The following is a 26,868-nucleotide window of genomic DNA, read 5'->3' on the forward strand; positions in this document are numbered from 1 at the left end:
ACCAATTTTAATGCCCGACTGTCTTAATTGCCATGAAACCATTTCTAAAGAAGCTTCTTTTTGCCTTCACTGTGGAGCCAAAGTTGTTAAAAACAGAATCACGTTAAAAAGAATATTGTCCGAAGTCGTCGAAACTATCTTTGGATGGGACAATAAATACTTGTTTACAGCACGATCACTTGTAGTCCGCCCTCATATAGTTCTAGAAGAATATACAAAAGGAGTCAGAAAAAAATATGTGCATCCTTTTACCTATTTGATTATAGGTGCAACTTTGGTCCTGTTTTCGTTTACATTGTTCCTTGATAATTTTATGGAACACCTCCAAGCGTTCAGTGAAAAGATGAAAGACTTCTATGGAGGTAATCAATTGAAGAATACTCAAAAAGTAAAAGGGGAGATTATAGAGTATTTCAATATCACTACACTGATTCTTATTCCTGTTTATTCTTTGTTTACGTATTTTATTTATCGTAAAACCTATAACTATGCCGAACATCTAGTGTTCAATTCCTACATTCAAGGCACCAGTTTTATCTTTATCTTTATTTTCTTTTATATCAGCTTATTAACACATCCCCTTGTTTACTCTATTACTACATTCATTACTTTCTTTCTCTACCTTTACAGCTTTGGCAAATTATTTAAACTAGACTTGGGAACTTCCATTTTAAAATTTTTCCTGTTCATCGTTATGTTTACTGCTTTTATTATTATTCTATTAGCACTACTCTTTGCTATTGCTTTTCTAATATCCTACTTAAATAATTAATGGGCCCTTCAAAAGCTTATTCAGTAACCGAGGCTACCAGAAAACTGGAATCATACTGTGCCTACCAAGAACGTTGTCACAAAGATGTGTATGAAAAATTAAAAGGAATGCGAATGATTCCAGAAGCAATAGACCATATTTTAGCACATCTCATACAAGAGAATTATCTAAATGAAGAACGCTTTGCAAAAAGTTTTGCAAGAGGAAAATTCAATATAAAGAAATGGGGGAGAAACAGAATAATTAACGAACTGAAGTCTCGTCAAATTTCAAAATACAATATAGAAAGTGCTTTAGCCGAAATTGATGATGGTATATATCAAAGTACGCTAGACGAACTAGCACAAAAAAGACTCAACCAAATTACAGAGACCAATCCTTTAAAAAAGAAAAAGAAACTAGCCGATTATCTACTCTACCGGGGATGGGAAAGTTATCTGGTCTATGAAAAATTAAAGGAACTGATTTAAAATCGACCATGAAAATGTTGGGGCAACATCCAATATTTGCACAATACTCGGATGCTGCCACTTCTCCAGTTGAAAACTACAATACCAAACTCTTTTTTTCTTCTCTATTTTCCATGGTTACCGCATAAAAACTTTGCGGATATACGTAGTTACTTTCTTCAGGACCATGAATCATGATACCCGTTAAGACAGCATAATCGTAAGGCTCCTTCTCAGACACTTGAATAAGCCTTTCCAAATCCTCTACTATTATCTCATGGGCGATTTTAGTTATACGCACCAAGTTCGGTTTTTCCCCATATTGAAGTTTCTCAAAAATCTTTGTTTTTAAAATACTTTGTTCAATGTCATCCATATCCAATTGTAAATGCAACTTTCCATTTCCTATTTCATCAATAATTGCTTCCAAAGCACCACAGGCATGGGAAGCCCCTGATCTACCTTCGCGATACACAATACCTATCTCGCCTTTTTCGCTTATGGCAATATGTGGCATAGCAATAAAAATATAGCGTTCCAGTCCATCAATGATAGGAGCATGGCTCGATGCAGCAGCAAAACCGGTTTTGCCCAGTGTTAACGACCCAGCCAAACTCGAAAAGTTAAACACCTCTCCCCACACAAGGTCGGTTTGATCTAAAAGCGGTTTAGTGATTTCATCTCGACATACACTAACGCAAGCAAAAGTGTTTTCATTTGTAAAACCCAATGGAGTCAATTTTTCATGGGTTTGATGTATATAATCCTCTAGGGAAATACTCCCGGGAAAATAGTTGTTCAATGTTGTTTCAAAAGTCATTTTTTAAAAAAGTATCACTTAATAAATAGCGCTGTTTACAACTTAAAATTATAAAAACCCAAAGTAAAATAGAAGCCAAATTTTGGTTAAAAATGTTAATAAAAACTAGGGATTGAACGCTATTGAAACTTTTTGGACCAGCTTATTGATATCAGTAAAATTTTTCAACTTGTTGAGCGACTTTCCTTTATTTTAAACCCTTCGTTATGTTTCCAAAAAAAAAACATAAAACTGATATACATACATATTAAATCCTGATTGATTAGCTAATTTTATTACATGGAATTTGCTGAGTAAATTCCTATTGGCAAACATCAATTAAACCTTACAATACCCTATGGATAAACAAACACTAGAACTCGAAGGGCTACAAAAAATCAGAACAGATTTTACCTATCTCATAGCTACATTCAAAGAAATGCTGGAATCACTTGGCGAAAATGACTTAGCGGCAATGATTCCACTCGAAAATAATCCATCCCCTAAAAATCAGTCTGGCATTCCAGATGAAAAACTTGCACAGGCGATCGGCATTTGTTTTGAATTACTTAATGCAGTGGAAGAAAACGCAGCCACTCAATTTCGTCGAAAAACAGAAACCCAATTCGGTCTGGAAAGTATTCGTGGGTCATGGGGGGAAACTTTGAAATTATGGAATACCTCTGGGATTAAGGAGCAAGAAATAGCAGACCTATTGCCCAAGATTAAGGTAATGCCCGTACTAACTGCGCATCCTTCAGAAGCAAAACGACTGACCGTATTGGATATACACCGAGAGCTTTATGTACTATTGGTGAAAAACGAAAATCCCCTTTGGTCCACTTCAGAGCGAGCTTTAATAAAACAAGAGATCAAAAGCTTGTTGGAACGTTGGTGGCGTACAGGTGAGATATACCTACAAAAACCAAGATTGGAAGATGAACGTAGCAATGTGATGCACTACTTTGAAAACGTATTCCCAGAAGCTTTGCGTTTAACCGATCAGCGTTTGAACGATGCTTGGGAGTACATGGGTTTTTCCAAAAAACTTCTGGAACGTCCAGAACAATATCCCAACTTAGCGTTTGGAAGTTGGGTCGGTGGGGACAGGGATGGACACCCTTACGTGACGCCGGAGTTTACCGCCTCCACCCTTAAACTACATCGATATTCAGCATTGAAAATTATGAGGAAGGAACTGGTTCAGTTAGCGAAGGAACTTAGCTTTTCAGAGTATCTTAATAAAGTTCCCTCTGAGTTTCTTGCTGATTTAAACACAAGTGCTAAAAGTTTGGGAGAAGCTGGTCAGCAGGCCATGGAACGTAATCATTCCGAACCTCTGCGACAGTTCATCAATTTGTTGATTGTTCGCTTGGACAATACCCTAAACGAACGTTTCGAACTTGGTGAAGAATGTTATTATTCACGACCAGATCATTTAGCTGCTGCGTTAAGAAAGCTAAGGGATGTTCTAATCAGATTAGGGGCAAATAGGATTGCTAAAGAATACCTGCTGCCAGTTGAACGGACCCTAAGCTGCTTTGGTTTTCATTTAGCAAAGCTGGACATAAGACAGAATAGTGAATATCATGAAAAAGCAATTAGTCAGATACTCAAAACTGCTGGCTTTACAGATTTTGACTATTCCAATTGGGATGAAGAAAAAAGATTATCCTTTATTGATCAAGAATTGCAAAGTAACCGACCTTTTCTTATAGCTGGTACGCCTTGTGGACCAGAAGCAGACAACGTGTTGGGATACTTTAGGGAAGTAAAAAACTATGTAGACCTATACGGAACAGATGGTATTGGTTCTGTAATCATTAGCATGACCCGAAGCTTGAGCGACTTGCTCGTTGTTCTTCTATTCTTGAGGGAAGTAGGTTTAAAGGATGCTAAGTTACCCGTAGTACCACTATTGGAAACCATAGATGATTTAGTAGCCGGACCCAAAATATTAGAAGCATTTTTGACCCATTCCATAGTTGAAAAAATGCGAGAGGGGAAAAAATCGTTTGTACAGGAGGTCATGTTGGGGTATAGTGACAGTAATAAGGATGGTGGTATATTGACCAGTCGATGGACTATCTATAAAGCAGAGGAAAAACTTACGGAAATGAGTAACCGACTTGGAGTTCAACTTCGTTTTTTCCATGGACGCGGTGGAACTATAAGTAGAGGCGGCGGGAAAATCCATCGGTTTTTGGAAAGCATGCCGGCCGGTTCCATGAGCGGACATATTAAAATGACCGTACAAGGTGAAACCATTGCCAATCAATTTGCCAATCGTTTAAATGCCTGTTACAATCTAGAAATGATGATTTCCGGTACGGCTAGGCAGGCAATGATAGCTGTGGACAAGGATAAAGACGAAAAATTATATGACACCATGGACCGTCTTGTAGAAATGTCCAGAAGTAATTACAGACAATTGTTGGACCATCCCAAGTTTATAGAATTCTATAGCCAAGCTACTCCTATAGATGTATTGGAACAAAGTAAGATCGGTTCCAGACCTGCACGGAGAACTGGGCAGAGAACACTCAATGATTTGCGCTCCATACCCTGGGTATTCAGTTGGAATCAATCAAGATTCAACCTTAGCGGATGGTTTGGAACCGGCGCAGCTCTTGGCAAGTTTGAAGAGCAGTACCCTAAGGATTTTGAACGCCTAAAAGCTGCTGCTGAAGAATGGCCCTTTTTAAAATTCGGGCTAATTCAAATTGAAACAAATCTTTTAAGCTCAAATACCGAAATCATGAAGGTGTTTGCCAATCTAGTTGAAAACTCCACCGTAAGAAGTGAATTAATGTCACTTATTCTGACCGATTATGATGCGTGCTTAAAACAAATCGGGAATCTGATGGGTTCATCCATAGAAAAACGTAGAGTCTCCAAACTGGAAAACAACAAACTCAGAAAAGAGGCACTAAAAGTATTGCACATGATCCAGATAAAATCGCTCGAAAAATGGCGACAGCAGAAAAGAATCGAACAACAAGAGGACAGTCAATTGTTGTTAATGCTTTTATTGTTGGTAAATGCGCTATCCGGCGGTTTAAAAAGTACTGGTTAAGATAGAATTCTGTCAATCTATTGGACATGTATTGAAGCCTTTGGGTGTCGTTATCCATATTGTACCGATGCCCAAAGTTTTTCTTTTACATGAGTAAAAACTGGTCTAACAACATTTAAAAATCTACTTTTTTACGAATAGACTATGCGTACGCTTTATGGCTTTTTCATTTTTCCAATCTATCCACTTTTGACCTTTAATCCTTCTCATTAGATTATCGAAGTGCCGCATAAAAAAAATATTATAAACAGCCTTGCTGAAGTTCTTGGGTTTTCTGGCAATAGCTCGCAGACTCATTGAAAAACCCGGAGTTACGTATTTCATATAATGCCAGTATCCCTCTGGTATGTATAGAACGTTGCCATGCTCTAATTTAGCAGCATATCCTTTGGCGTTCTTCAATGCAGGCCATTTTTTAAAGTTGGGGTTTGCAAAATCTATGTCTTCCCGTGTTATGAGCGAATGTGGAATCTTGTACAAGAACTTGGTTTCCGACTGTGGAAAAAGTATACATTGCTTTTCTCCTTCAAAATGGAAATGGAAGATATTGGCCAAATCAATATCATAATGCATGAATGTATGGGAATTTCTTCCTCCAAAGAAGAGCATGGGCAATCCTTTCATTAATCGCAATCCAAAGTTTGGGTAACTAAAGTCTTTTTGAAGCTGAGGAACTTCCTTTATAACATTCCAAAGAAAAATACGATACTTGGTAGGCTTGCTTTTTAACAAGTCTATATAATCCCGCATTTTCATTGTAGCATGGGGTTCGTTAAAGCCCTCATCATGTTTTACAGGCCTATCATCATAAAGAGGAACCATCTTTTCACCTGCAACCTGTTTAATATACTCTAGGTTCCATTTAGAGTATGCGGGCCAATCTTCAATAAAACTTTCGATTACCACAGGCCTCTGGGGCTTGAAGTACATAGCGATAAACTCTTTCTTCGAAAGGGTCTTTACACGAGGAATTTGTTCAAGGTTAAGTTCCAAAATCTCAGGTATTTTGAAACTATAAAATTACTAAAAGGTTTTTAAATTGTACCCCTAAGGTTACTCCTTCGGGACTAATTTAGCCTTTTGTTTGGCTTCTTCGTTACGTTCTATCTTATGTCCCGGGCGTGACCACTTGGGTTTTTCGCCCAAAGCTTGGAATTGGGAATCAGAGGCTTCAACCGTTTTGGGCTGGGAAACTTTCTCAAAAGGTTTTTGAGGTTTTAGCCCCAATAGTCCAAACATTTCCATATCCTCGTTTACATCTGGGTTGGGAGTAGTCAACAATTTATCTCCAGCAAAAATGGAATTGGCTCCGGCAAAGAAACACATGGCTTGTCCCTCTCTGCTCATTTCAGTCCTTCCTGCAGATAATCTAACCTGTGTTTTAGGAATTACAATACGCGTGGTTGCTACCATACGAATCATTTCCCAAATTGAAATAGGCTCTATATCTTCCATGGGAGTTCCTTCTACGGCAACCAATGCATTTATAGGCACTGATTCTGGCTGAGGGTTTAGTGAAGCCAATGCAACCAACATTCCCGCGCGATCTTCCAGTTTTTCTCCCATGCCAATAATACCACCGCTACAGACCGTAACGTTGCTTTTGCGCACATTTCCTATAGTATCCAAACGATCTTCAAAAGCACGTGTAGAGATAACATCTTTATAGTAATCTTCAGAAGTATCCAAATTGTGGTTATACGCATACAAGCCTGCCTCTGCCAAGCGATTTGCCTGATTCTCGGTCAACATGCCCAAAGTACAGCAAACCTCCATATCCAGCTTGTTAATGGTACGCACCATCTCCAAGACCTGATCAAACTCAGGGCCATCCTTAACGTTACGCCATGCAGCGCCCATACAAACTCTTGAACTCCCCGATGCCTTGGCCCTAAGTGCCTGCGCTTTTACATGGGGTACCGTCATTAAGTCGTTCTCATCTATATCTGTATGGTACCTTGCGGCTTGCGGACAATACCCGCAGTCCTCCGAACATCCTCCTGTCTTTATGGAAATTAAGGTAGAAACCTGAACCGTGTTGGGGTCATGGTACTTACGATGTACCGTTGCTGCTTCGTAAAGCAACTCCATCAACGGCTTATTATATATCTCAAGTATTTCTTCTTTGGTCCAATTATGTCTTAATTCGCTCATATGGTAAGGCTCTATCTATTTTCAAAAATAGGTGTTATTCCTAAAAGACTGCAATTTTAAGTTCTTAAAAAAAGAAAGGCAATGATAATTATCATCGCCTTATCTGCCAGTTTTGCAAGAGTTTATTCTGATGTATCCTTTTTTTCTGAAGTAGGTTTGCTTTCTTCTTTATCCGACATTTCAGTGGTATCCTTCCCTTTTAAGTACTCGGGAAGCTGCATTCCTGCCATATTGAACATGTCCTGCAATGGCGGTACGGACTTATACATACCTGAGATAAAATTAGCCGTTGAGTTTTTACCATCTTCGGTCTTAGCGCCAGAATCCCAAACCGTGACCTTATCAATTTTAATGTTTTTGATTGCTTCTGCTTGTTTTTCAACCAATTCTGGCAATTTGTCCGCAATCAATAGGAGTACTGCATCTTTTGGGTTATCCCCTGCCGCCTGCACAATTTTGTCCAAACCTTCTGCTTGTTTGGTCAAGACTTCAAAAATACCTTTTGCTTCGGCTTCGGCTTTAAAAAGAATGGCATCGGCTTCCCCTTTTGCTCTTCGACGGATCATTTCGGCTTCGGCTTCTGCATCGATTTCAACTTTCTTTTTATCAATCTCAGCAGGTACTACAATATCCGCCATTTGGGAACTACGTTCTCTTTCAGCTCTTGCAATTTCCGCATCTTTTTCCGCGGCATAGGACTCCTCAAGGGCCTTTGCCGCTTGTACTTTTTCGGCTGCGATAGCGGTACGTTCTGCTTCTGCTTCTCGTTGCCTACGCAATGAATCTGAATTGGCTACATCGATTTTAGCAATGTTCTCTCCTTCTACGGCCTTTGCATTTGCAGCCGCCACTTGTGTGCGCTCATCCTGTACTGCATTTGCTTCACCAATAGACCCATCCCTGTTTTTTTCGGCTACTGACTTACGTGCAGCATTTATGGCGTGGGCCGCAGCTTCTTTACCCAAAGCTTCTATATATCCCGACTCATCTACGATATCGGTAATGTTTACGTTGATCAGTTTAAGACCTACTTTCTTTAATTCAGATTCTACACTTTGCGAAATATTGGACAAAAATTTATCTCTATCTGAATTGATTTCTTCGATATCCATAGAAGCGACGACCAAACGCAACTGACCAAAAATGATTTCTTTGGCCAAATCCTGTACTTCCTGCATTCCTAAACCTAAAAGTCGCTCGGCGGCATTCTGCATGACCCCGGGTTCCGTAGAAATACCTATGGTAAACCTTGAAGGAACATTTACCCTAATATTTTGTCTACTCAAGGCATTCGCTAAATCAACTTCAATGGAAATAGGTGTTAGATCCAGAAATTCATAATCCTGAATAACGGGCCAGATAAAAGCGGCACCACCATGGATACACTTCGCCGAATTACCTGTACCCACTTTTCCATAGACTACCAGAATACGGTCGGACGGACATCTTTTATACCTTCTTATAAAGGAAATGATGATGATAAAGAAAAATAGTACGGCAAAGCCAATACCCAACAATGAGGCGCTTCCTCCCATTTGCATTTGTAATAATAGTAACATTTGGTTATTTATTTAAAAGTTCAACAATCAATATTCCGTTCGCGGTAATCTCTTTTACCTTGACCACATTACTTTGGACAAGGTCTGTATCCTCATCGGTCAATGCCTCCAGTTCACGCAAGGTTCCCTGTACATTGATACTCACTTTACCTATTTTGGACCTGTTCGCCCCAACGGTCAAATACACCTCCCCAATTTGGTTTAAGGCATTTTTAAGCTTCAGGGTTCCGCTACTTTGCATCTTGCTCAAATAATAAAATAAAGATGCCATAAGAAACATCATCAACAATCCAAAAAAGATGGATACAACTACAGTGATACCTTTAGACAATCCGTTATCCAAACAAGCAATTCCTGACCATCCAAAAATGGTGAAAAATCCCATAAGGTTTTTAATGGAAAGAAATTGAAATGATATTCCGCCGTCTGCATCGATATCTGTGTCAACATCACCACTAAGGTCATCTACTTCTCCACCGATGAATGTCATGATAACAAAAATCACCAAAACAACAGAACCTGTAATGGCAATGATCCAATAGATTTTTTCAAATAAAGTCAACGCGGCAAACCAGTTTTCCATAGTTAAAAGTATTAAGTTGATGTTTTGGTCAAGATAAGACTTTACCGTAAATTTTTACAGGTCTTATACAGAAAGTAAAACGGAAACTGCGTTCCCACCGAACCCTACGGCATTGACCATTATCTTTTGTATGGATTCTTTTTTTACTTCTTGCCGATATAATGGAGGTTGAATGTGTTTTTGATATTGAAGCATCAAAATAGCCATTTCTACACTCAACATTCCGGAGGCTCCAAAAGTGTGTCCCACTTTCCACTTATTAGTAGTCAAAAAAGGTAATTTGTTACAAAAAACTTTTTCAATGGCCTTTAGCTCGGATAAATCTCCTTTCACAGTACCCGGGGAATGCATCACAATCACATCCACGTCTTCTGGAGATAAACTGCTGAGAGCCATTTTCATGGACTCCTGAAAACATTGTGCATCCGCAGAGATAGATACATTGTGCTTTAGAGGTTCCGTGGCATACCCTACACCTTGAATCAAAGCTAATGCATTTGATTGTTTTCCCCCTTCCAAACAAGCCATTGCCGCTCCTTCCCCAAGGACCATGGAGTTTTTTTTCTTATTGAAGTTTAAGGCTTGGCAAGGGTAGCTTCGACTTCGCTCAGCTTCCGAGAGATTTATTCTGTGACTTCGGCTACGCTCAGTCACCAAGTTTGTTCCCTGAGAAGATTCAAAGGGGGCATAAATCTTTAAAGCTTGCATCTGGGCAATCGTAAAAGGAGTCAATGGCGCCTCGCTGCCCCCTACCAAAAAAGTATTGGACATTCCTGACTGAATCCAAGCAATACCATTCAACAAGGAATGCAAAGCCGTTGAACAGGTAATGGAATGAGAGATATCCGGTCCTTTGGATTTTAGGTCATGTGCTACCCAAGATGATATGTTCCCCAAGGTGGTTGTAGGTGATGATAAGGTTGACGATTTTCCTTCCCGTAAAAAGTCTTCATGATATTTTTCAAAAAGCGCTGTTGCCCCCCTAGATGAACCAATATTGATTCCAAAATCCGTTTTACCGCTCCAGCCTGCCTGTTCAATTGCTTTTCTAGAAACATGGATAGCAAAAAGAACCGAATCGTCTAAATTCTTGTACTTAGCATCCGATTGTCTCAGATGTTCTATTTCCAACGTTAAGGTTTCAGGTAATGTAGCGGCCCAAACCCTTTGTGCTCCAATTTCAATTGCGGAAAGTCTATGATTGGAATCGTTGTAAGAATTCCAGACTTCTTCCAAAGAGTTCCCCAATGATGAGATTGAGGCTATTGCGGTAATCGAAATAGGTTCTTTCAACATGTTTTCCTACACCAGTTCCAGTGTCGATTTAATAGCTCCGTAAATACGTTCCATTTCTGTTTTGGTGGTAATGTAAGGTGCTAAAATGTATATGGTATTTCCTAGCGGGCGCAAAAACACCCCATTATCCATAAAGTGCTTGAACAGTTTGTCCCTTAAATTGCCATAGCGTTCCATTTTCACATTCAAATCCAATGCATATATTACTCCCAATTGACGGGTTGAAGCTACTTTTGGATGGTTTTTAATGGATACATCAAACTGTTTGTGCCATGAGATAATATTTTTAATATTCTCTTGGATTTCATCGGTCTGAAGCAATTCCAAAGCTGATAGCGCAGCGGCACAGGCCAATGGATTGCCCGTGTAGGTATGTCCGTGAAACAAGCCCTTCGCAATATCATCACTATAAAACGCTTGATACACTTGTTGTGTACATGTTGTGAGCCCCATGGGCACTAATCCTGCCGTCAATGCTTTTGAGAGGCACATGATATCAGGTTTAGTTTCCAGATGGTCAGAAGCAAAAAACTTTCCGGTTTTCCCAAACCCTGTCATTACCTCATCAGCTATAGTGAGGACATCGTATTCTTTTAAAAGTGATAGCATTCTGTCAAGACCAACAGAGTCGTGCATTTTCATTGCCGCTGCACCTTGTACCAAAGGTTCGTAAATAAACCCAGCGATGCCGCCTTGCTCCAATCTAACTTGTAATTGTGTAAGAATGGCTTCTATATTGTCTGTGGTAGGTACTGGAACTCGCTCCACTTCAATAAAAAAATCTTTAAAAGGACCATTGTAAACGGATAGACCAGAAACTGACATGGCACCAAAGGTATCTCCGTGAAATGCTTCTTCGAATGCCAAAAGCACATTACGCTTTTCGCCTCGGTTAAAATGATATTGCAACGCCATTTTTATTCCGATTTCGGTAGCTGTAGATCCGTTATCGGAGAAAAAGAGTTTTTCTTGATTTTCGGGAAGGATTTTGATAAGTTCTTCTGATAATTTTACGGCAGGTTCATGGGTGAATCCACTAAAGACGACCTGATCCAAATGTTGCATTTGCGCGCCCACTTTTTCCAAGATATAAGGATGGCAGTGGCCGTACATACAGGTGTACCATGAAGATATACCATCAACGTACTCCTTACCCGCTTCATCAGTTAAGATTACTCCTTTTGCTTTTGTAATAGCAAGCATTTCCGGATGGACCTTATGTTGGGTCAAAGGGTGCCAAAGGTGTTTTTTGTCCCTGTCCGATAATTTTTCCAATGCAGCAGTATTAATCAAAAGCTTCAATTTATCTATCTTGCAAAGGTCGTAATTAAAACACAAAAAAATCAATCCTAAAAGTGCTAAATAAAGCTGTTCAATTTCTTACTCCCAATTATAAAAACCTTAATTGGAAGACAGTTTTTTTTATAGTTTTTTCTATAGCCTTTTTTATTCGGTTTCCTTTCTTTTTTAGGGATTACATAGATCGTGATGAAAGTACATTTATCATAATGGCACAATCGTGGGTAGACGGTCATTTGCCTTATACTCATCTTTGGGACTTAAAGCCGCCCATTACTTTTTTATCATTTGCCATGGTAATCTACGCCTTTGGGAAAAGCTTTTTTGCCATTCGATTATTTGGCACTTTTTTAGTAGCGATTACTGCACTTTTCACTTACGGTATTGCCTCCAAGTCAATGTCAAAAAAAGTTGGCTTTTGGTGTGCCATTTTCACTGTCTTTTTACAAAGTCTTTTCGGCAGTTTACAAGGGGTCATGTCCGAGCATATCTGCACAGTGTTCTTTGTAATTGGAATCTATGTTTTGCTGACCAGACACTCTCTAAAGTGGTTTTTTATAGCTGGGCTTCTTTTTGGCCTTTCCATAATGTCCAAATTAAATATGGCTTATCCATTACTTACCCTAGGACTCTATTTAAGTTGGAAAGCTATTCAAGAAAAACAGATTTTGCATGAGTTCAAGAGACTATTCGTTATGGGCGTTGGTTTTGTTGCTATTGTTATTTTTACCGCCATACCCTACTATTTAGAAGGAGAAACAAGTACATGGTGGCAATCTGTTTTTGAAGCACCTTTGGCTTACTCGAGTTCAAAGCATCATTCTGTTTTAAAACCGTTGCCTTTTGTCCTTGTCATACTTATGTTACTGTATGCAGGACACGCATTCAAAATCATTAATTTTAAATTACGAAACTTACAGGTTGTTGTTGTAATAATAATAGGTATTCTCTTCTCTTTTATTCAAGCGGGAAAAGCTAATGGACATTATTTAATTCAATTATTTCCATTTATCTTAATTCCGATCGGTATCGCAGTTGATAAGTTCCCGGCAATACCTAAAAAGTTTTTGGGCGGTGCTATTTTGCTTCTTTTTTTAATTCCTATTGAATCGTATTTAGAGTATGCCAATATCATTTCCAATAAATTGGAAAAAGGCACTTTTTATAATGGGGAAGGAATTGACCTGCCCAAATATATTGAAACGAACAACCTTGAAACTGAAAATATATTTTTTACAGAATACCATATAGGGTATTGGGTGTTGGGGGAAGGCCCGCCTACAAAAGCGGCAACACACCCAAGCAGTATAGGTCGAGAAGAACTATTTCCTTATATGAAAAATCCAAGAAAAACCGGTATGCAGGAATTACAATATATTTTGGATGTTTTGCAACCCAAGACTATAGTAGCACGTAAAGGAAAAAAGATTTTTGATAAAAAAATGGTTGATTTTAATACGTATATCGATGATTATTTACGTAAACATTATCGCTTGGTCAAAACAATCGATAGAGGCTTAGTATACCAAAGACTAGAATAACAACAAAGGCCTTCTAAATTGCGACGCATATTTCATTACAATTTCTTTATCAAAGCCTTCCTCCTCATTGATTCGTCCAAGAAAAGAAACCCCCGTTTTCTTTAGAATGATACTTTCCGTAGACGGGTGTTCATTTCCACTAAAAATAATCCCAATTTTTAAATTCCGTTCCTGTAGTTTTTCAATCGTGAGCAGCGTATGGTTTATACTGCCCAGATAATGTCTAGACACTACAATGACCTTATAATCTGGTTGTATCAAATCAAAAATAGTATCCGTATCGTTCAGCGGGACCAATAACCCTCCCGCACCTTCTATTACCAAATGGTTTTCTGTCTCAGGCGGAACAATTCTCTTCAAATCAATGGTTATTCCATCAATTTCGGCAGCCCCATGTGGACTCATAGGAGTATTGAGTGCATAGTTGTTTTTATGGATTTTGGTCTTAGGGTTGGAAATCAGTTCTCCAACTTTGTGGCTATCGGAGTAATCTAAATCCCCTGCTTGTACAGGTTTCCAATAATCAGCTTCCAGCGCTTCTACAACTATTGCGGATGCTATGGTCTTACCAACATCTGTTGATGAACCCGTAATAAAGAATTTTGTCATTGTGGTTTGGTAATAAAGTTACATTGGGCACATTTGTACTTTCTTGGCTCAAAGAATGGGAAGAGCTTATAAAATATGCTGTTTCTTAAATAGTATATCTCTGATTTTGTAGCGCCACAATTAGGGCAAACAATTGGTTTTCCATCCTTATCGGTAGCGTAGTTTCGCACATCATCATATATTTTCTGGGCGATGTCCTTATCCGTAGAATAAACCAATAGTTTTACACCACCAATGGCTCCACTGATCAATGGATCTGAATTTATGGTATTTTCATCCTTTAAAAATACCTGTATACCTTCAGATTCCAGTTTTCCTTTTATAATCTGAACATCTGCAGGAAACTCAAAACTGCCCAACGTGAAAAATTCCTGTTCCATTATTTTATGAGGTTTCTTGTGGTTGATAAAACTTTTGATATTTCTTCTGTTGTATTGTATGCATGTAAACAAAAACGAAGTCTTTCCTGCCCTTTTTTTACTGTTGGCGAAAGAATAGGCTTCACATTAAATCCTTCTTTTTGAAGCTTGTTTGAGACTTGCTTTACTTTTTCGTTTCCAGGAATAATGATACAATGGATGGCAGAATTACTTTCTATAAAGTCTTCTGACAAGCCCAAAAGTTTAGCTTGATTTTTAAAAAACTCTATGTTTTTCTGAAGTTTTCGCCGTTCGTTTTCACTTCCCTTTTTCAAATAGGAATATGCAGTCAAAATCGAAGCTAAAGCATGCGGAGAAAGGGCTGTTGTATAAATAAGGCTTCTGGCAAAGTTAACCAGATATGTTTTTAAAGCATCACTTCCAAGAATGGCTGCACCATGATTTCCCAATGCCTTTCCAAAAGTTATAATTCGTGCAAAGACTTGCTCTTCAATGCCCAATTGACAAACCAAGTCTTTTCCTTCTCCAAAAATACCAGTAGCATGCGCTTCATCAACAACCAAATAGTAACCATGCGCCGTACAAAAATCTGACAATGCTTTTAAATTAGGAGAATCGCCGTCCATGGAGAAAACCGATTCGGTGACCACATATACCTCCCCGTTCATATCAAGAGCATTTCGGCTCCGCTCAATGCCCTCCGTCAAATCTCCTATAGCATTATGCTTAAACTTATATGCTTTGGCATTGCTCATTTTAATACCATCCCTTATGCTTGCATGCACCAACTCATCATAAAATATAAAATCTCCTTTTTGGGGAACAGCTTCAAAAAAACCAATGTTTGCATCGTATCCCGAATTAAAGACCAGAGCAGAGGCTGATTTATGGTAAAAGGCCAAGAGGTTTTCAAGCTTTCCATACAACCTATGATTTCCTGTAAGCAATCGAGAACCAGAGGCCCCATTTTCTGGCAAGTTCAAGTTTTCCAAAAGGTTTAATGCTTGTTTTGAAAATTCTTTTTTCTTTGCAAATCCTAGATAATCGTTGGAAGAGAAATCAATCAATTGTTGCGCTTCTGGCAAAACCCGCAAAGCATTTTCCAGCCTTCTTTTTTCAAGCTTTTGTTCTAATTTTTTTGGGAGGTTTACCATGTTTCAAAAGTACTATCTTTATTGAAATATACGAGGTATGGCTACCTATAAACAAGCATCAACAGATACAGAACTTGAGCAGATTCTTCTTTTACAACAACAAAATCTCCCAAAAAATCTAACGAAGGCAGAAAAGGATAATGAAGGATTTGTGACCGTGGAGCATTCCTTACAAATTCTAAAGGAAATGAACGATACGCATGGCCATATCATCGCTATTGAAAATGATATTGTTATTGGATATGCACTTTCTATGCATCCTAAGTTCGCTAATACCATCGATGTCTTGAAGCCCATGTTCAAAGAAATTTCTAAAACCATGAAAACAAATACCAGATACATGGTTATGGGACAAATATGCATTGCTAAACCTTATCGAAGAAAAGGAGTTTTTAAAGGCCTTTATTCCCACATGAAGCATACACTATCTAAAGAATTTGATTGCATTATAACGGAAGTGGACTCAAGCAATAAACGTTCTATAAGTGCACACAAGGCAATTGGTTTCAAAGATCTAAAGCAGTACAAGACCCAAAATAGAGAATGGTCACTTATTATACTAAAATAAAGAAGCCACTCAATGAGCGGCTTCTTTTATTATTCTAGGTTTGAATAGCTTAATCCGCTAAAACAATCACTTTATTTTCTTTCATTTCAATAGTGCCACTAGAGATCGGTAGTACCGTTTCTCCGTTTGCGCCTTTAGAAAATTTATTTTGAAAGTCCTCATCAATAGTAATATCTCCTTGAACTTTTACATTACCTTCTTGCAATAACGAAACGATCGGTGCGTGATTTTCCAACATTTGAAATTCTCCATTTACCCCTGGTACGGTAACCGATGTTACCTCTCCTGCAAACAAAGTAGCTTCTGGTGATACAATTTCTAAATACATGGCTCTAGTATTAAGTAGTTAGTATTGAGTAGTTAGTATTGAGAAGTTCTAGTTACTTTATACTAACTACAGATACAAGTTATGCTTCTGCTAGCATTTTTTCCCCTGCTTCAATAGCGTCTTGGATGCTTCCTTTAAGGTTAAAGGCCGATTCTGGCAGGTGGTCTAGCTCACCATCCATAATCATGTTGAAACCTTTGATAGTATCCTTGATATCAACCAATACACCGGGAATCCCCGTAAACTGTTCTGCTACATGGAAAGGCTGGGACAAGAAACGTTGTACCCTTCTTGCTCTACCTACTGCTAATTTATCCTCTTCTGAAAGCTCTTCCATACCAAGGATAGCAATAATATCCTGTAGCTCTTTATAGCGTTGCAATAACTCTTTTACACGTTGTGCACATGCATAGTGCTCTTTTCCTAAAATTTCCGGAGTAAGAATCCTTGAAGTTGAATCCAATGGATCCACAGCTGGATAAATCCCGAGCTCAGCAATTTTACGTGAAAGTACCGTTGTAGCATCCAAGTGGGCAAATGTTGTTGCGGGAGCTGGATCCGTTAAATCATCCGCAGGTACATATACCGCCTGTACAGATGTAATGGAACCTCTTTTTGTTGATGTAATCCTTTCTTGCATAGCACCCATTTCTGTCGCCAAAGTAGGTTGGTAACCCACTGCGGAAGGCATCCTTCCAAGGAGTGCGGAAACCTCAGAACCAGCTTGGGTAAAACGGAAGATATTATCGACAAAGAAAAGTACGTCTTTTCCTTGACCATCACCAGCACCATCACGGAAGTATTCGGCAATGGTTAATCCAGAAAGTGCAACACGGGCACGTGCTCCAGGAGGTTCGTTCATCTGTCCAAAAACGAAAGTAGCTTTAGATTCTTTCATCGCGTTTTTATCCACTTTGGATAAATCCCATCCGCCTTCTTCCATGGAGTGCAAAAAGTCATCTCCATATTTAATAATACCAGATTCCAACATCTCGCGAAGCAAATCGTTTCCTTCACGTGTTCTTTCACCAACACCGGCAAATACGGATAGGCCACCGTGTCCTTTTGCAATATTGTTGATCAATTCCTGAATCAATACAGTTTTACCAACACCGGCGCCACCAAACAATCCAATCTTACCTCCTTTTGCGTAGGGCTCGATCAAATCGATTACTTTGATTCCTGTAAAAAGTACTTCGGTAGAAGTTGACAAATCTTCAAACTTAGGAGCCTCTCTGTGAATTGGAAGTCCATTATCGCCAGATTTAGGCAAATTCTCCATTCCATCGATAGCATCTCCGATCACATTAAAAAGACGTCCATAAACATCCTCTCCTATTGGCATCTGAATTGCACTTCCAGTGGCATGGGCTTCAACACCTCTACTTAAACCATCCGTAGAATCCATAGAAATGGTACGAACCGTGTTTTCACCTATGTGGGATTGAACTTCCAACACCAACTTGGAGCCATCGGCATTATCGATTTCAAGAGAATCATAAATTTTTGGGATTTCAGTTCCCGACTCAAATTCAACATCAATGACGGGGCCTATAATCTGTGCAACCTTACCTGTAACTTTAGACATTACTCTGTTTATTTTTAATTGAATACGAAGGAAAAAACTGCCTTTTTTCCGGCTGCAAAGATATACTTTTCCACTTTTAAACTGAAACTTATAATCTCTTTTTTTGGCAACAAAAAAGGCACTGAAAAAATCAGTGCCTTTCATGGTATTATATAGTTATGGCTTATGGATTAACTGTCCAAGAAACATAATAGATTGAACCTACTAAACCTGTACCAATAGCTTGAAAATATTCATCTCCCAAAAGGTTTGAACCCCCTAGCTTGAAAATGGATTTGATGCTTGGAACATTATAATTGATCTGTGCATCCAGAACGGTATAGGCCGGTACATCACCATCTTCAAATGTTGCTTCCCAGAAAAAGCTATCGCTCCATCTGTAGTTTACATTAAAACCAAAATTCTTGAATAGCTCTGTATTCCCAAAAGAGGCCTTAACACGATGCTTTGGTGTATTGAAATTGGTTTCAAAATCTGGAAACCGTTCCCTATCAAAATCAAATTCGGCGTATGTGTAATTTACACCCAAGTCAAAATTACCGAGTACTTTAGTGTCAACACCTATTGAACCTCCCCAGGAATCAATATCAGCCTCTGAGTTGGTGTATACTTGATAGGCTTCTCTATCTCCATTCTGCAACGCTAAAAGCGAAAGGCTGTTGTCTCCCACTGTTCCATATAATGGAACTAGTACATTGACAGTTGAAATGAAATTCTTATATCGGTTATAGTAGCCACTTAAATCTATCGTAAACTTTCCTATCTGACCTCTATACCCTCCTTCGAACGTTGTAATTTCCTCTGGTTGAATAATGGAAGAGTTCAGCGCTTCCGGAGCTCCATTTCGAACAGAAGTTACCGAAAAAGCATTCTCATAAGCAGCTCTACCTACAATTTGCACTGAAGATTGCCCGGTTAAATTTTGACCATCTTCAGTAAGATTAAAAGTTCTCACATCTCTGTCCAAGTTAGCTGGTGCGGAACCTACTAAAACAGCAGACCCTGCATTTAATCCAATAAATAAATCTTGAGTTGTGGGGTTTCTAAAACCTTGTTGTGCCGAAACCCTAAAATTATGGTTTCTCTTTTCGCCAGCGGTATAGCCCAAAGCAACCCGAGGAGATAAAAAGCCATCAAAGAATTCGTTCTTATCATAGCGGACGGAACCTGTAAATTTCAACCGCTCCTCTAAAAACTTCTTTTGCAATTGAGCATATGCTCCAAATTCATTGTACTTAATAGGACCATCGAAATCTGTGAATATTGTTCCCCCAGAGTTCAATTCATATTCCCTAAATGAACCCCCTACCTGAATATCTGCCCAATCATCGATTAAATGGGCCAGGTTATAATTACCATTTACATGACGAAACTTGGTGTTATCAATAAAACGTGCACCCCTTGTCAAATCACCATCAGCAATTACCGAATTGAATGCACTTTGGAATTCTGGTGTTCCCGGAATCAACCTGCCCGTATCCGCAGCTACTCTTGCTGCTGCATGTGCTTGAACAGAAGCGTCTTCCCTAGACAACCCTCCTTGCTGAATTCCTCCCAAAAATGTAGGGATATATGTTTGGGCATATTGTCTAAACCAATCTTCATTGGACTTCCATCTATTGTTTACGTTAATTGCAGCGAAACGGGTATCATAAGAATCTCCAGAGTTTTCAGAAGTTATGTACCCTCTTAAGAAAAAGTTCTTATTTCTGAATTCTATTTTGTGTTGCTGAAGGATAAAATTTCGAACTGCATATCTGTTTGCCCCTTGATAAATCGTATTACCACGACCAACTCTTCCTTGATAGATAATCTCGAAATCATCTGCGAACGGACGGTAAAAAACCGAGAAATCCGTTTTGACACTTTCTGCACCGTAATCTACCAATTCACTTTCTGTGTAACCTGTCCTAGAAACATTAGCAGAGCCTACCGTTCCCGCAGGTAATCCTGCAGCTGTGTCAAAATTCAACAATGTCGTTACCTCATCTCCGTAAATGTTAAGACCGTTGTAATTTGGGTCAGTTCTATCGGCGCTGGGATTTGCAATATCAGTAGTATTAACTGCATGCCAGTCTTCTCCTTTAAGGATGGAAAGATTGGCTTTTATGGCCAACTTATCACTAAAAGCATGTGCCGCCCTTATACCGAAGTCATAATATGCATTAGTGCCTGCAGCTTCTTGGGAAGTTACCCCTGTTTTTGCGTAAGCACTGATTCCTTGAAAATCGAAAGGGCTCTTACTCTGCATAAATAGGATACCATTAAAAGCACCCGCTCCATATAACGCAGAAGAGGCGCCTGGTAGGATTTCAACACTTTGAACTTCCAGTTCGGACATCCCAACCAAGTTTCCTAAAACAAAATTAAGACCAGGGGCTGAGTTGTCCATACCATCCGCCAATTGTAAAAATCTATTATTGGCAAATGTTGCAAAACCTCTAGTATTTATGGATTGAAACGTTAAACTATTTGTGTTGATATCAACTCCTTTTAAGTTCTGTAATCCGCCATAGAAGGATTCTGCTGAAGTATTTTGTATATCCTTTAAACCAAATCTTTCTACCGAGACCGGAGACTCAAAAATACGTTCTGGTGTTCTAGAAGCGGAAATTACAATTTCATCAAGAAGTGTTGATGCTTCAGCAAGTGTAATCGTAAGTGTTTGATTGTTTGTAGTTACATCTGCAATAAAATCAGAATAGCCAATACTTGTAAATCTTAATTTAAACGGTGGCTGTTGTGAAGTTTCAAATGTGAATTTACCATCAAAATCAGCGGTAGCACCTTCGGCTTTTCCCACTAGCACTACATTTGCTCCTGGAATAGGTTCATTACTTTCGTCAACTACTGTTCCCTGTACCGTGGTCTGTGCATAAGAGACAGCACCAAAAAACATGAGGGAAATGATCATTAGTCTTCTCATTGGCTTATCTATTTGAGTTAATTTAGTTTTAAGTTAATGTAAATCATTGCAGGCGGAAGATACATTTTTTTTTAGTTGCTTTACATAAAATTGAAAAAAAGTATGCATGCATAATACTTTTTCACCAAAAAAAAGGGGTTATCTCTAAGATTTTAACAAAAAAAAGCACTGATAACAGTGCTTTTATGTGTAATCGTTGTTTTTTGAAAGTTACTCCACGGTAACCGATTTTGCCAAGTTTCTAGGCTGATCTACATTACATCCTCTCATGACCGCAATATGGTACGAAAGCAATTGCAAAGGAATTGTAGTAAGTAAAGGTGCTAGACTTTCTGAGGTTTCTGGCACTTCGACCACATGGTCGGCCAATTCTTTTACGGTCTTATCTCCTTCGGTAACGATTGCAATAATCTTACCGCTTCTGGACTTAATTTCTTGAATATTACTAACAACCTTCTCGTAATGTCCCTTTTTAGTAGCAATTACGACCACGGGCATCTGCTCATCGATCAAGGCAATGGGTCCATGCTTCATTTCAGCTGCTGGATAGCCTTCTGCATGGATATAACTGATTTCTTTTAATTTCAGTGCTCCTTCTAAGGCCACTGGGAAATTATATCCTCTCCCTAAATAAAGACAATTGGTTGAATCCTTATATATTTCTGAAATCTTCTCTACGATTTCGTTTGACAACAATGTTTTTTCCACTTTGGCAGGTATCCCTTCCAACTCTGTCAAGTATTCGTGATATTTTGATTTTGAAAAAACACCCTTCTCGTGAGCCAATTTCAAAGCAATCAATGTAAGTACCGTAATCTGTGTGGTAAATGCTTTGGTTGACGCCACTCCAATTTCAGGTCCTGCATGTGTGTAAGCCCCAGCTTGGGTTTCCCTAGCTATAGAGGACCCCACCACATTACATACGCCAAATACAAAAGCTCCCTTTTCTTTGGCCAATTTTATTGCCGCGAGCGTATCTGCCGTTTCCCCGGATTGGGAGATGGCGATTAAAACATCATTTTCTGTGATTACTGGATTTCTGTAACGAAATTCTGAGGCATACTCCACCTCAACCGGAATTCTCGCCAAATCCTCAAAAATATATTCTGCAACAAGACCGGCATGCCACGAAGTTCCACAAGCTACTATGATAATTCTGTTGGCATTGAGAAATTTCTCTAAATTTTGATCTATTCCTGCCATTTTGACCAGACCTTGGTCAGCAAGCAATCGTCCTCTGTACGTATCCAAGATCGCCCTAGGTTGCTCATAAATTTCTTTGAGCATAAAGTGGTCATAACCTCCTTTTTCAATTTCTTCTAGGTTCAATTGAAGTTCAAGAATGTTAGGATAAGCTATTGCGTCATCTTTAATCTTGCGCATTTTTATCTCCTTACCTACACGGACTATGGCCATTTCCTCATCTTCCAGATAAACCGCGTTGTTGGTAAATTCAATAAACGGGGAAGCATCCGAAGCAATAAAGTATTCATTTTCTCCAATCCCAATCGCTAAAGGACTCCCCAGTTTGGCAACTACGATTTCATCTGGTTTGTTTATATCAAACACGGCAATGGCATAAGCCCCTACAACTTGGTTTAAAGCAATTTGAACCGCTTTTCCAAGTTTGACATCTTCCTTTTTCTTTACCTCTTCAATAAGATTTACCAATACTTCTGTATCCGTATCTGATTCAAAAGTGTAGCCCCGACCTATCAATGCTTTTTTAATGGACTCATAATTTTCTATGATTCCATTATGGATAATCACTAAATCTCCAGAATTTGAATAGTGCGGATGTGAATTGGTATCATTTGGAACACCGTGCGTGGCCCATCGTGTGTGGCCAAGCCCTAACTTTCCAACAGTATCTATTGTTGCTTGCGATTTCTTCTTTAGGTCCTCAACCTTTCCTTTGGTTTTGGCAAGATGTGTGTTTTCTCCATCGAACAGTACAATCCCTGCACTATCATAGCCTCTGTACTCCAATCGTTGCAATCCTTTCATGATGATTGGGTATGCATCACGATGACCAATGTAACCTACAATTCCACACATAAGATGATGATATTAATTAGTGATTTAGATTTGCAAATCTAAAACCTATTAAATAAAATAGATAATTCTATATGTTATATAACAAAAAAAGTCTTTGAATGGTGTGTTTTAATTAGCTTGGGTGTAAAAAATCTCCAATTTTAATTTTTTGCCCTCGTTAGCCGAATCCACATTGCTGCCAAAAAGTACAGTTCCCAATGGATTGACGGTGGACATGATGGGAACATCAATAACCGGTTCAACTGTTCCCATAGCTTCGGAAACATTTGTAATAAAAACATTCGAGCTTACGGTAAGTGCAAGCTTTGCATTTGTGGAATCCCTAACGATTATGTTGTTGATATGATCGGTGATTCTAAATTTGTATTGAACTCCTTTTTCACTTTCTGTTTGTAATATCCCATCATAATTTAAAAAAATGCCCAAAGGTTCCGCTGAATCACTCTGTTCGGTGGATGCATTATATATTGCCTGATTCGTCTCACCATTGTACAAATACAGTCTTGGTGGCTCTATAACATCGCCGCCTGTTGCATCCAAGGTATTTCTGTCCACGGAAAACACCAAGTTGGCCTCATTTATAATCCAATTGTTAGCTTTTATTTGGTTAATGAACTCTTGGCCTCTTTCATCAGAATCTTCTTCTTCCCCAAACAATCGAATCTCCGTAATCGTCCCAGGTCCACCTTTTAGGAATATTCTGGATGCATTTTCACCATTATCCAAAGCTCCTGAAATGTCTGCTGGAAATTCTTCGTTCTCCAAAGTATTGACAGCATTGCCTGTAAAACCTGTTCCAACAAAGCCCAATACAAAATCCCGTTCTACGGTTTCCACTGCCTCATCAGTGGCATTATAGTCTTGGAAATTATAGGTTATCGTAATTGTAGCCTGTCTTAAATCGAGTAAAAACAGTAACTCTTCCATATCAGAGCCCGGTGTTAGTTGTACACCTCTAAAAAAGTCATTGAAGTTAGCTTGGCTCAACAATTCCGATTGTCCTTCTTTATCCAAAATCTCTTGAAAGAAAGCAGTCTCTAAATCAACACTGATACCGGGATCAATTTGGTCAACTATCGTTGTAGATTCATCCACATCAGGGGTGTCAGGATCATCTTCTCCTGGAACCGGAGTTTGTTCATTAGAAAATTCCACCGTACCATCAAAAAAGACATCGGAAACAAAACCTGAGAGGTCCTGGTTGGAAAAATATTGTTGCCGTTGCTCAAAATTAGTATTCGGATCAAAATCCCTAAGAAAAAATGTAGACCTGGACACTTTTAAATTAAATGACCCTTCTATCAATCCATTGTTAGTTTTAGTTAAAGGTCCATAAATGCTATCTAAATCAAATCTTTCAGAAAAAGAATTGGGAACAAAATCAGTATCTGTTCCATCTTCAGTAGGGTCAAGAGGGTTAGAACCCAGAATACGCTCATCGTTATCGGTTACTCCATCCCCATCCGTATCGGAATTAGGATCATCTGGATCATCATCAAGTGCATCCTCTACCCCATCACCATCGCTATCTCTCAATGAGTCTGGCGGTCTTTGGAATGGAATATACAACGTAACCTTAGTAACCTCTTCATTCTCGGGTATGGTAGACGCTGAATCATCATTGTCAGCATTATCTTCAGTGGCTTGTGATGAATCACCAAATGTTGGATTTGAACTTGGCAACGTAATCTGAGATATAATACTCGCCGTTCTTTTCCCATAAACCGGATCATTGAATACTCCTAATTGATATAAAGGCAAATTATTCGTCTGTACCGCTGCTATACCTTTATTATATGCAAAAACATCAAATACCTCACTATCTGTTGTAAAAGGTTCTCCTGCAACTACGCCCTCACCAATAGTTCCAAGCTCTTCCTCACAAGAGGTCAACATTATTAGTAGAGCTACAACCAAGGTTGAAACTCCTGTAATCCTAGAAAATTTCATGTAACTTAATTTAAAACTTCTGTTTTATAGAAATTCGTGTATGCTTCTTCTGCTTCCTGAAGTGAAACATAAGGCAGCACTGGTTTGGAGAGATTTTCAATATGATTTTTCAAGTCATCAGAGATTTCTTCCGAAGCTAAAATAATGGCATCGGAATAATCTACTGCTACCTTTAACAAATTATTATAGTCGGGAACGGCAAGCGCAGCAATTTTTTCTTCTTCCATGCCGTCAAAAGCTATTTTACCTTTCATACCGCCATCCAATTCACCATCATAACCTTTATCATAAACAGAGGTTACGATTTTACTATCCGCAAACAAAGGCTCGTCCGCATAATAATTTCGTAGGTATAAAGGTAATAATGAGGCCATCCAACCGTGAACATGGATAATATCTGGTGACCAGTTTAATTTTTTCACAGTTTCCACAACGCCCTTTGCAAAGAAAATAGCACGCTCGTCATTGTCAGGAAACAAATTCCCATCCGCATCCGTAAACGTCGCTTTTCTTTTAAAATACTCTTCGTTATCTATAAAATATACCTGAATACGCTCCTTTGGAATGGATGCAACTTTTATAATGAGCGGCATATCCATATCATTGATGACCAAATTCATCCCCGATAACCGTATCACTTCATGTAATTGATGTCTTCTTTCATTTATATTTCCGTACCGCGGCATAAAAATACGTATCTGTCCCCCATTGCTATTGACCATTCTAGGAGTTTCATAGGACATTAAGGAAACTTGATTTTCTGGGAGGTATGGAACTAATTCAGAAGATACAAACAATATCTTTTTACCATTCATAAACACTTTCTTTTTCTTATCTGAAAAACGTAGGTGCAAAAGTACAAAAATTATGCTGATTAGCAGTATTTATAGTATTTTTGCACGTTTTCGAACAGCTTTATGCTTGTATTTCATAACAAAAAGGAGCTTCATCCTTACCTAAAAAAAGAGAGGGACGCCAAACATACCATTGGTTTGGTGCCTACAATGGGAGCATTGCATCAAGGGCATATTTCTCTTATACGTAGTGCCCTTGATCAGAATCATTTAGTTGTGGTAAGCATATTCGTAAATCCGACCCAATTCGATAAAAAGGATGATTTGGATAAATACCCTAGAAGCTTGGGCAAAGATTTAACCCTTTTAAAACAAGTTTCAGAAAGAATCATTGTTTTTGCTCCTTCTGTAAGTGATATTTATGGGAATCATGTAGTTTCGCAAACCTACCAATTTGATGGATTGGACAAAGTAATGGAAGGTGAATTTAGGGAAGGACATTTTGATGGAGTCGGCACTATTGTAGAGACGTTACTAAGAACGGTTGCTCCCGATAAGGCATATTTTGGAGAAAAGGATTTTCAACAACTCCAAATCATTAGAAAAATGGTTAAATCAAAGGATTTACCATTTGAAATTATAGGTTGCCCAATAGAACGTGAACCTCATGGATTGGCAATGAGTTCACGTAATGAGAGACTCTCCCCTAAAGTAAGAACCGAAGCTAAATTCATATACGAAACGCTGTTGACTGCCAAAACAAAATTTGGCACGGAAAGTGCACATAGTATTTCAGAATGGGTCAAGCTTCAGTTCGAAAAAAATATCCTGCTAGATTTAGAGTATTTTCAAATTGCGGATGAGGACACATTGACACCCATACTAAAGGTACAAGCTGGAAGAAAATATAGGGCGTTCATTGCCGTTTATGCAAATGACGTTCGTTTAATAGACAATCTAAAATTGAATTAATTAATTTTGCACC

General features: G+C 38.7%; 22 protein-coding genes. 6 read left to right on the forward strand and 16 right to left on the reverse strand.

What is annotated here, in order from left to right; translation table 11 throughout:
- Positions 1-10: 10 nt before the first annotated feature.
- Both KIM67_RS08630 and KIM67_RS08635 read left to right on the forward strand, forming a co-directional pair.
- Positions 11-772, forward strand: a complete 762-nt coding sequence (locus KIM67_RS08630; protein ID WP_213830940.1) for a DUF3667 domain-containing protein — start codon at positions 11-13, stop codon at positions 770-772.
- On the forward strand, positions 772-1,242 hold the full coding sequence (locus KIM67_RS08635) for a regulatory protein RecX (protein ID WP_213830941.1): 471 nt from the start codon (positions 772-774) through the stop codon (positions 1,240-1,242). The genes KIM67_RS08630 and KIM67_RS08635 overlap by 1 nt, the downstream gene beginning before the upstream one ends.
- A 76-nt stretch (positions 1,243-1,318) precedes the next feature.
- On the opposite strand, the gene KIM67_RS08640 is transcribed toward KIM67_RS08635, so the two are convergent.
- The gene (locus KIM67_RS08640; protein ID WP_213830942.1) at positions 1,319-2,041 is read right to left on the reverse strand and encodes a hypothetical protein; all 723 of its coding nucleotides are present in this window, start codon (positions 2,039-2,041) and stop codon (positions 1,319-1,321) included.
- Positions 2,042-2,378: 337 nt separating this feature from the next.
- Here KIM67_RS08640 and KIM67_RS08645 point away from each other — a divergent pair, with 337 nt between their 5' ends.
- A complete protein-coding gene (locus KIM67_RS08645) occupies positions 2,379-5,096 on the forward strand; it encodes a phosphoenolpyruvate carboxylase (RefSeq protein ID WP_213830943.1) in 2,718 nt (905 codons plus the stop codon).
- Between the two features lie 123 nt (positions 5,097-5,219).
- Here KIM67_RS08645 and KIM67_RS08650 read toward each other — a convergent pair whose 3' ends face one another.
- The 6 genes from KIM67_RS08650 to bioA all read right to left on the reverse strand — a co-directional run bounded on the left by KIM67_RS08650 (position 5,220) and on the right by bioA (position 11,990).
- Positions 5,220-6,089, reverse strand: coding sequence for a cupin-like domain-containing protein (locus tag KIM67_RS08650; RefSeq protein WP_213830944.1), 870 nt, complete (start codon positions 6,087-6,089; stop codon positions 5,220-5,222).
- A 60-nt stretch (positions 6,090-6,149) separates the two neighbouring features.
- The gene (gene bioB, locus KIM67_RS08655) at positions 6,150-7,250 is read right to left on the reverse strand and encodes a biotin synthase BioB (protein WP_213830945.1); all 1,101 of its coding nucleotides are present in this window, start codon (positions 7,248-7,250) and stop codon (positions 6,150-6,152) included.
- A 122-nt stretch (positions 7,251-7,372) separates the two neighbouring features.
- Positions 7,373-8,809 carry a flotillin family protein gene (locus KIM67_RS08660; protein WP_250149204.1) on the reverse strand — a complete coding sequence of 479 codons (1,437 nt, stop codon included), beginning with the start codon at positions 8,807-8,809 and terminating at the stop codon, positions 7,373-7,375.
- A 4-nt stretch (positions 8,810-8,813) separates the two neighbouring features.
- Positions 8,814-9,392 carry a hypothetical protein gene (locus tag KIM67_RS08665; protein WP_213830946.1) on the reverse strand — a complete coding sequence of 193 codons (579 nt, stop codon included), beginning with the start codon at positions 9,390-9,392 and terminating at the stop codon, positions 8,814-8,816.
- A gap of 63 nt (positions 9,393-9,455) precedes the next feature.
- Positions 9,456-10,688, reverse strand: coding sequence for a beta-ketoacyl synthase N-terminal-like domain-containing protein (locus KIM67_RS08670; RefSeq protein ID WP_213830947.1), 1,233 nt, complete (start codon positions 10,686-10,688; stop codon positions 9,456-9,458).
- Positions 10,689-10,694: 6 nt separating this feature from the next.
- On the reverse strand, positions 10,695-11,990 hold the full coding sequence (gene bioA, locus KIM67_RS08675; RefSeq protein WP_250149205.1) for an adenosylmethionine--8-amino-7-oxononanoate transaminase: 1,296 nt from the start codon (positions 11,988-11,990) through the stop codon (positions 10,695-10,697).
- Positions 11,991-12,043: 53 nt separating this feature from the next.
- On the opposite strand from bioA, the gene KIM67_RS08680 reads away from it, so the two are divergent.
- On the forward strand, positions 12,044-13,528 hold the full coding sequence (locus tag KIM67_RS08680; protein WP_213830948.1) for a glycosyltransferase family 39 protein: 1,485 nt from the start codon (positions 12,044-12,046) through the stop codon (positions 13,526-13,528).
- Here KIM67_RS08680 and bioD read toward each other — a convergent pair.
- Genes bioD through KIM67_RS08695 form a run of 3 tightly spaced genes read right to left on the reverse strand, consistent with a single transcriptional unit; the run spans position 13,520 to position 15,671 of the window.
- Positions 13,520-14,137, reverse strand: coding sequence for a dethiobiotin synthase (bioD, locus tag KIM67_RS08685; RefSeq protein ID WP_213830949.1), 618 nt, complete (start codon positions 14,135-14,137; stop codon positions 13,520-13,522). The genes KIM67_RS08680 and bioD overlap by 9 nt on opposite strands.
- Entirely contained in the window at positions 14,134-14,517 is a 384-nt protein-coding gene (locus KIM67_RS08690; RefSeq protein ID WP_213830950.1) for a DUF2007 domain-containing protein, read from the reverse strand. Before KIM67_RS08690 ends, bioD begins: the two co-directional genes overlap by 4 nt.
- The gene (locus KIM67_RS08695) at positions 14,517-15,671 is read right to left on the reverse strand and encodes a pyridoxal phosphate-dependent aminotransferase family protein (protein ID WP_213830951.1); all 1,155 of its coding nucleotides are present in this window, start codon (positions 15,669-15,671) and stop codon (positions 14,517-14,519) included. The genes KIM67_RS08690 and KIM67_RS08695 overlap by 1 nt, the downstream gene beginning before the upstream one ends.
- Before the next feature lie 37 nt (positions 15,672-15,708).
- Between KIM67_RS08695 and KIM67_RS08700 the strand changes: the two genes are divergently transcribed.
- The gene (locus KIM67_RS08700; RefSeq protein WP_213830952.1) at positions 15,709-16,239 is read left to right on the forward strand and encodes a GNAT family N-acetyltransferase; all 531 of its coding nucleotides are present in this window, start codon (positions 15,709-15,711) and stop codon (positions 16,237-16,239) included.
- A 49-nt stretch (positions 16,240-16,288) separates the two neighbouring features.
- Here the strand turns inward: KIM67_RS08700 and KIM67_RS08705 are convergent, their stop codons facing one another.
- From KIM67_RS08705 to KIM67_RS08730, 6 genes are all read right to left on the reverse strand, one after another.
- Positions 16,289-16,567 carry a F0F1 ATP synthase subunit epsilon gene (locus KIM67_RS08705; protein ID WP_213830953.1) on the reverse strand — a complete coding sequence of 93 codons (279 nt, stop codon included), beginning with the start codon at positions 16,565-16,567 and terminating at the stop codon, positions 16,289-16,291.
- 79 nt (positions 16,568-16,646) lie between these two features.
- Complete coding sequence (gene atpD, locus KIM67_RS08710; protein WP_163417481.1) at positions 16,647-18,155, reverse strand: F0F1 ATP synthase subunit beta; 1,509 nt, start codon at positions 18,153-18,155, stop codon at positions 16,647-16,649.
- Between the two features lie 163 nt (positions 18,156-18,318).
- On the reverse strand, positions 18,319-21,081 hold the full coding sequence (locus KIM67_RS08715; RefSeq protein ID WP_213830954.1) for a TonB-dependent receptor domain-containing protein: 2,763 nt from the start codon (positions 21,079-21,081) through the stop codon (positions 18,319-18,321).
- Positions 21,082-21,291: 210 nt separating this feature from the next.
- A complete protein-coding gene (gene glmS / locus KIM67_RS08720) occupies positions 21,292-23,139 on the reverse strand; it encodes a glutamine--fructose-6-phosphate transaminase (isomerizing) (protein WP_213830955.1) in 1,848 nt (615 codons plus the stop codon).
- A 108-nt stretch (positions 23,140-23,247) separates the two neighbouring features.
- Positions 23,248-25,089: a DUF4270 domain-containing protein gene (locus KIM67_RS08725; protein WP_213830956.1), complete on the reverse strand. Its 1,842-nt coding sequence runs from the start codon at positions 25,087-25,089 to the stop codon at positions 23,248-23,250.
- Between the two features lie 5 nt (positions 25,090-25,094).
- The gene (locus KIM67_RS08730) at positions 25,095-25,904 is read right to left on the reverse strand and encodes a glycogen/starch synthase (protein WP_213830957.1); all 810 of its coding nucleotides are present in this window, start codon (positions 25,902-25,904) and stop codon (positions 25,095-25,097) included.
- Between the two features lie 102 nt (positions 25,905-26,006).
- Between KIM67_RS08730 and panC the strand changes: the two genes are divergently transcribed.
- Positions 26,007-26,855, forward strand: a complete 849-nt coding sequence (panC, locus tag KIM67_RS08735; protein ID WP_213830958.1) for a pantoate--beta-alanine ligase — start codon at positions 26,007-26,009, stop codon at positions 26,853-26,855.
- Positions 26,856-26,868: the final 13 nt, after the last annotated feature.

This window comes from Flagellimonas sp. 389 (assembly GCF_018449435.1).
GTDB lineage: Bacteria > Bacteroidota > Bacteroidia > Flavobacteriales > Flavobacteriaceae > Flagellimonas.

What these genes read in the sequence shown, in the direction of transcription:
- KIM67_RS08630 (WP_213830940.1), top strand. Translation starts at nt 11, where the DNA reads ATGCCCGACTGTCTTAATTGCCATGAAACCATTTCTAAAGAAGCTTCT.
- KIM67_RS08635 (WP_213830941.1), top strand. Translation starts at nt 772, where the DNA reads ATGGGCCCTTCAAAAGCTTATTCAGTAACCGAGGCTACCAGAAAACTG.
- KIM67_RS08640 (WP_213830942.1), bottom strand. Translation starts at nt 2,041, where the DNA reads ATGACTTTTGAAACAACATTGAACAACTATTTTCCCGGGAGTATTTCC.
- KIM67_RS08645 (WP_213830943.1), top strand. Translation starts at nt 2,379, where the DNA reads ATGGATAAACAAACACTAGAACTCGAAGGGCTACAAAAAATCAGAACA.
- bioB (WP_213830945.1), bottom strand. Translation starts at nt 7,250, where the DNA reads ATGAGCGAATTAAGACATAATTGGACCAAAGAAGAAATACTTGAGATA.
- KIM67_RS08660 (WP_250149204.1), bottom strand. Translation starts at nt 8,809, where the DNA reads ATGTTACTATTATTACAAATGCAAATGGGAGGAAGCGCCTCATTGTTG.
- KIM67_RS08665 (WP_213830946.1), bottom strand. Translation starts at nt 9,392, where the DNA reads ATGGAAAACTGGTTTGCCGCGTTGACTTTATTTGAAAAAATCTATTGG.
- KIM67_RS08670 (WP_213830947.1), bottom strand. Translation starts at nt 10,688, where the DNA reads ATGTTGAAAGAACCTATTTCGATTACCGCAATAGCCTCAATCTCATCA.
- bioD (WP_213830949.1), bottom strand. Translation starts at nt 14,137, where the DNA reads ATGACAAAATTCTTTATTACGGGTTCATCAACAGATGTTGGTAAGACC.
- KIM67_RS08690 (WP_213830950.1), bottom strand. Translation starts at nt 14,517, where the DNA reads ATGGAACAGGAATTTTTCACGTTGGGCAGTTTTGAGTTTCCTGCAGAT.
- KIM67_RS08695 (WP_213830951.1), bottom strand. Translation starts at nt 15,671, where the DNA reads ATGGTAAACCTCCCAAAAAAATTAGAACAAAAGCTTGAAAAAAGAAGG.
- KIM67_RS08700 (WP_213830952.1), top strand. Translation starts at nt 15,709, where the DNA reads ATGGCTACCTATAAACAAGCATCAACAGATACAGAACTTGAGCAGATT.
- KIM67_RS08705 (WP_213830953.1), bottom strand. Translation starts at nt 16,567, where the DNA reads ATGTATTTAGAAATTGTATCACCAGAAGCTACTTTGTTTGCAGGAGAG.
- atpD (WP_163417481.1), bottom strand. Translation starts at nt 18,155, where the DNA reads ATGTCTAAAGTTACAGGTAAGGTTGCACAGATTATAGGCCCCGTCATT.
- KIM67_RS08715 (WP_213830954.1), bottom strand. Translation starts at nt 21,081, where the DNA reads ATGAGAAGACTAATGATCATTTCCCTCATGTTTTTTGGTGCTGTCTCT.
- glmS (WP_213830955.1), bottom strand. Translation starts at nt 23,139, where the DNA reads ATGTGTGGAATTGTAGGTTACATTGGTCATCGTGATGCATACCCAATC.
- KIM67_RS08725 (WP_213830956.1), bottom strand. Translation starts at nt 25,089, where the DNA reads ATGAAATTTTCTAGGATTACAGGAGTTTCAACCTTGGTTGTAGCTCTA.
- KIM67_RS08730 (WP_213830957.1), bottom strand. Translation starts at nt 25,904, where the DNA reads ATGAATGGTAAAAAGATATTGTTTGTATCTTCTGAATTAGTTCCATAC.
- panC (WP_213830958.1), top strand. Translation starts at nt 26,007, where the DNA reads ATGCTTGTATTTCATAACAAAAAGGAGCTTCATCCTTACCTAAAAAAA.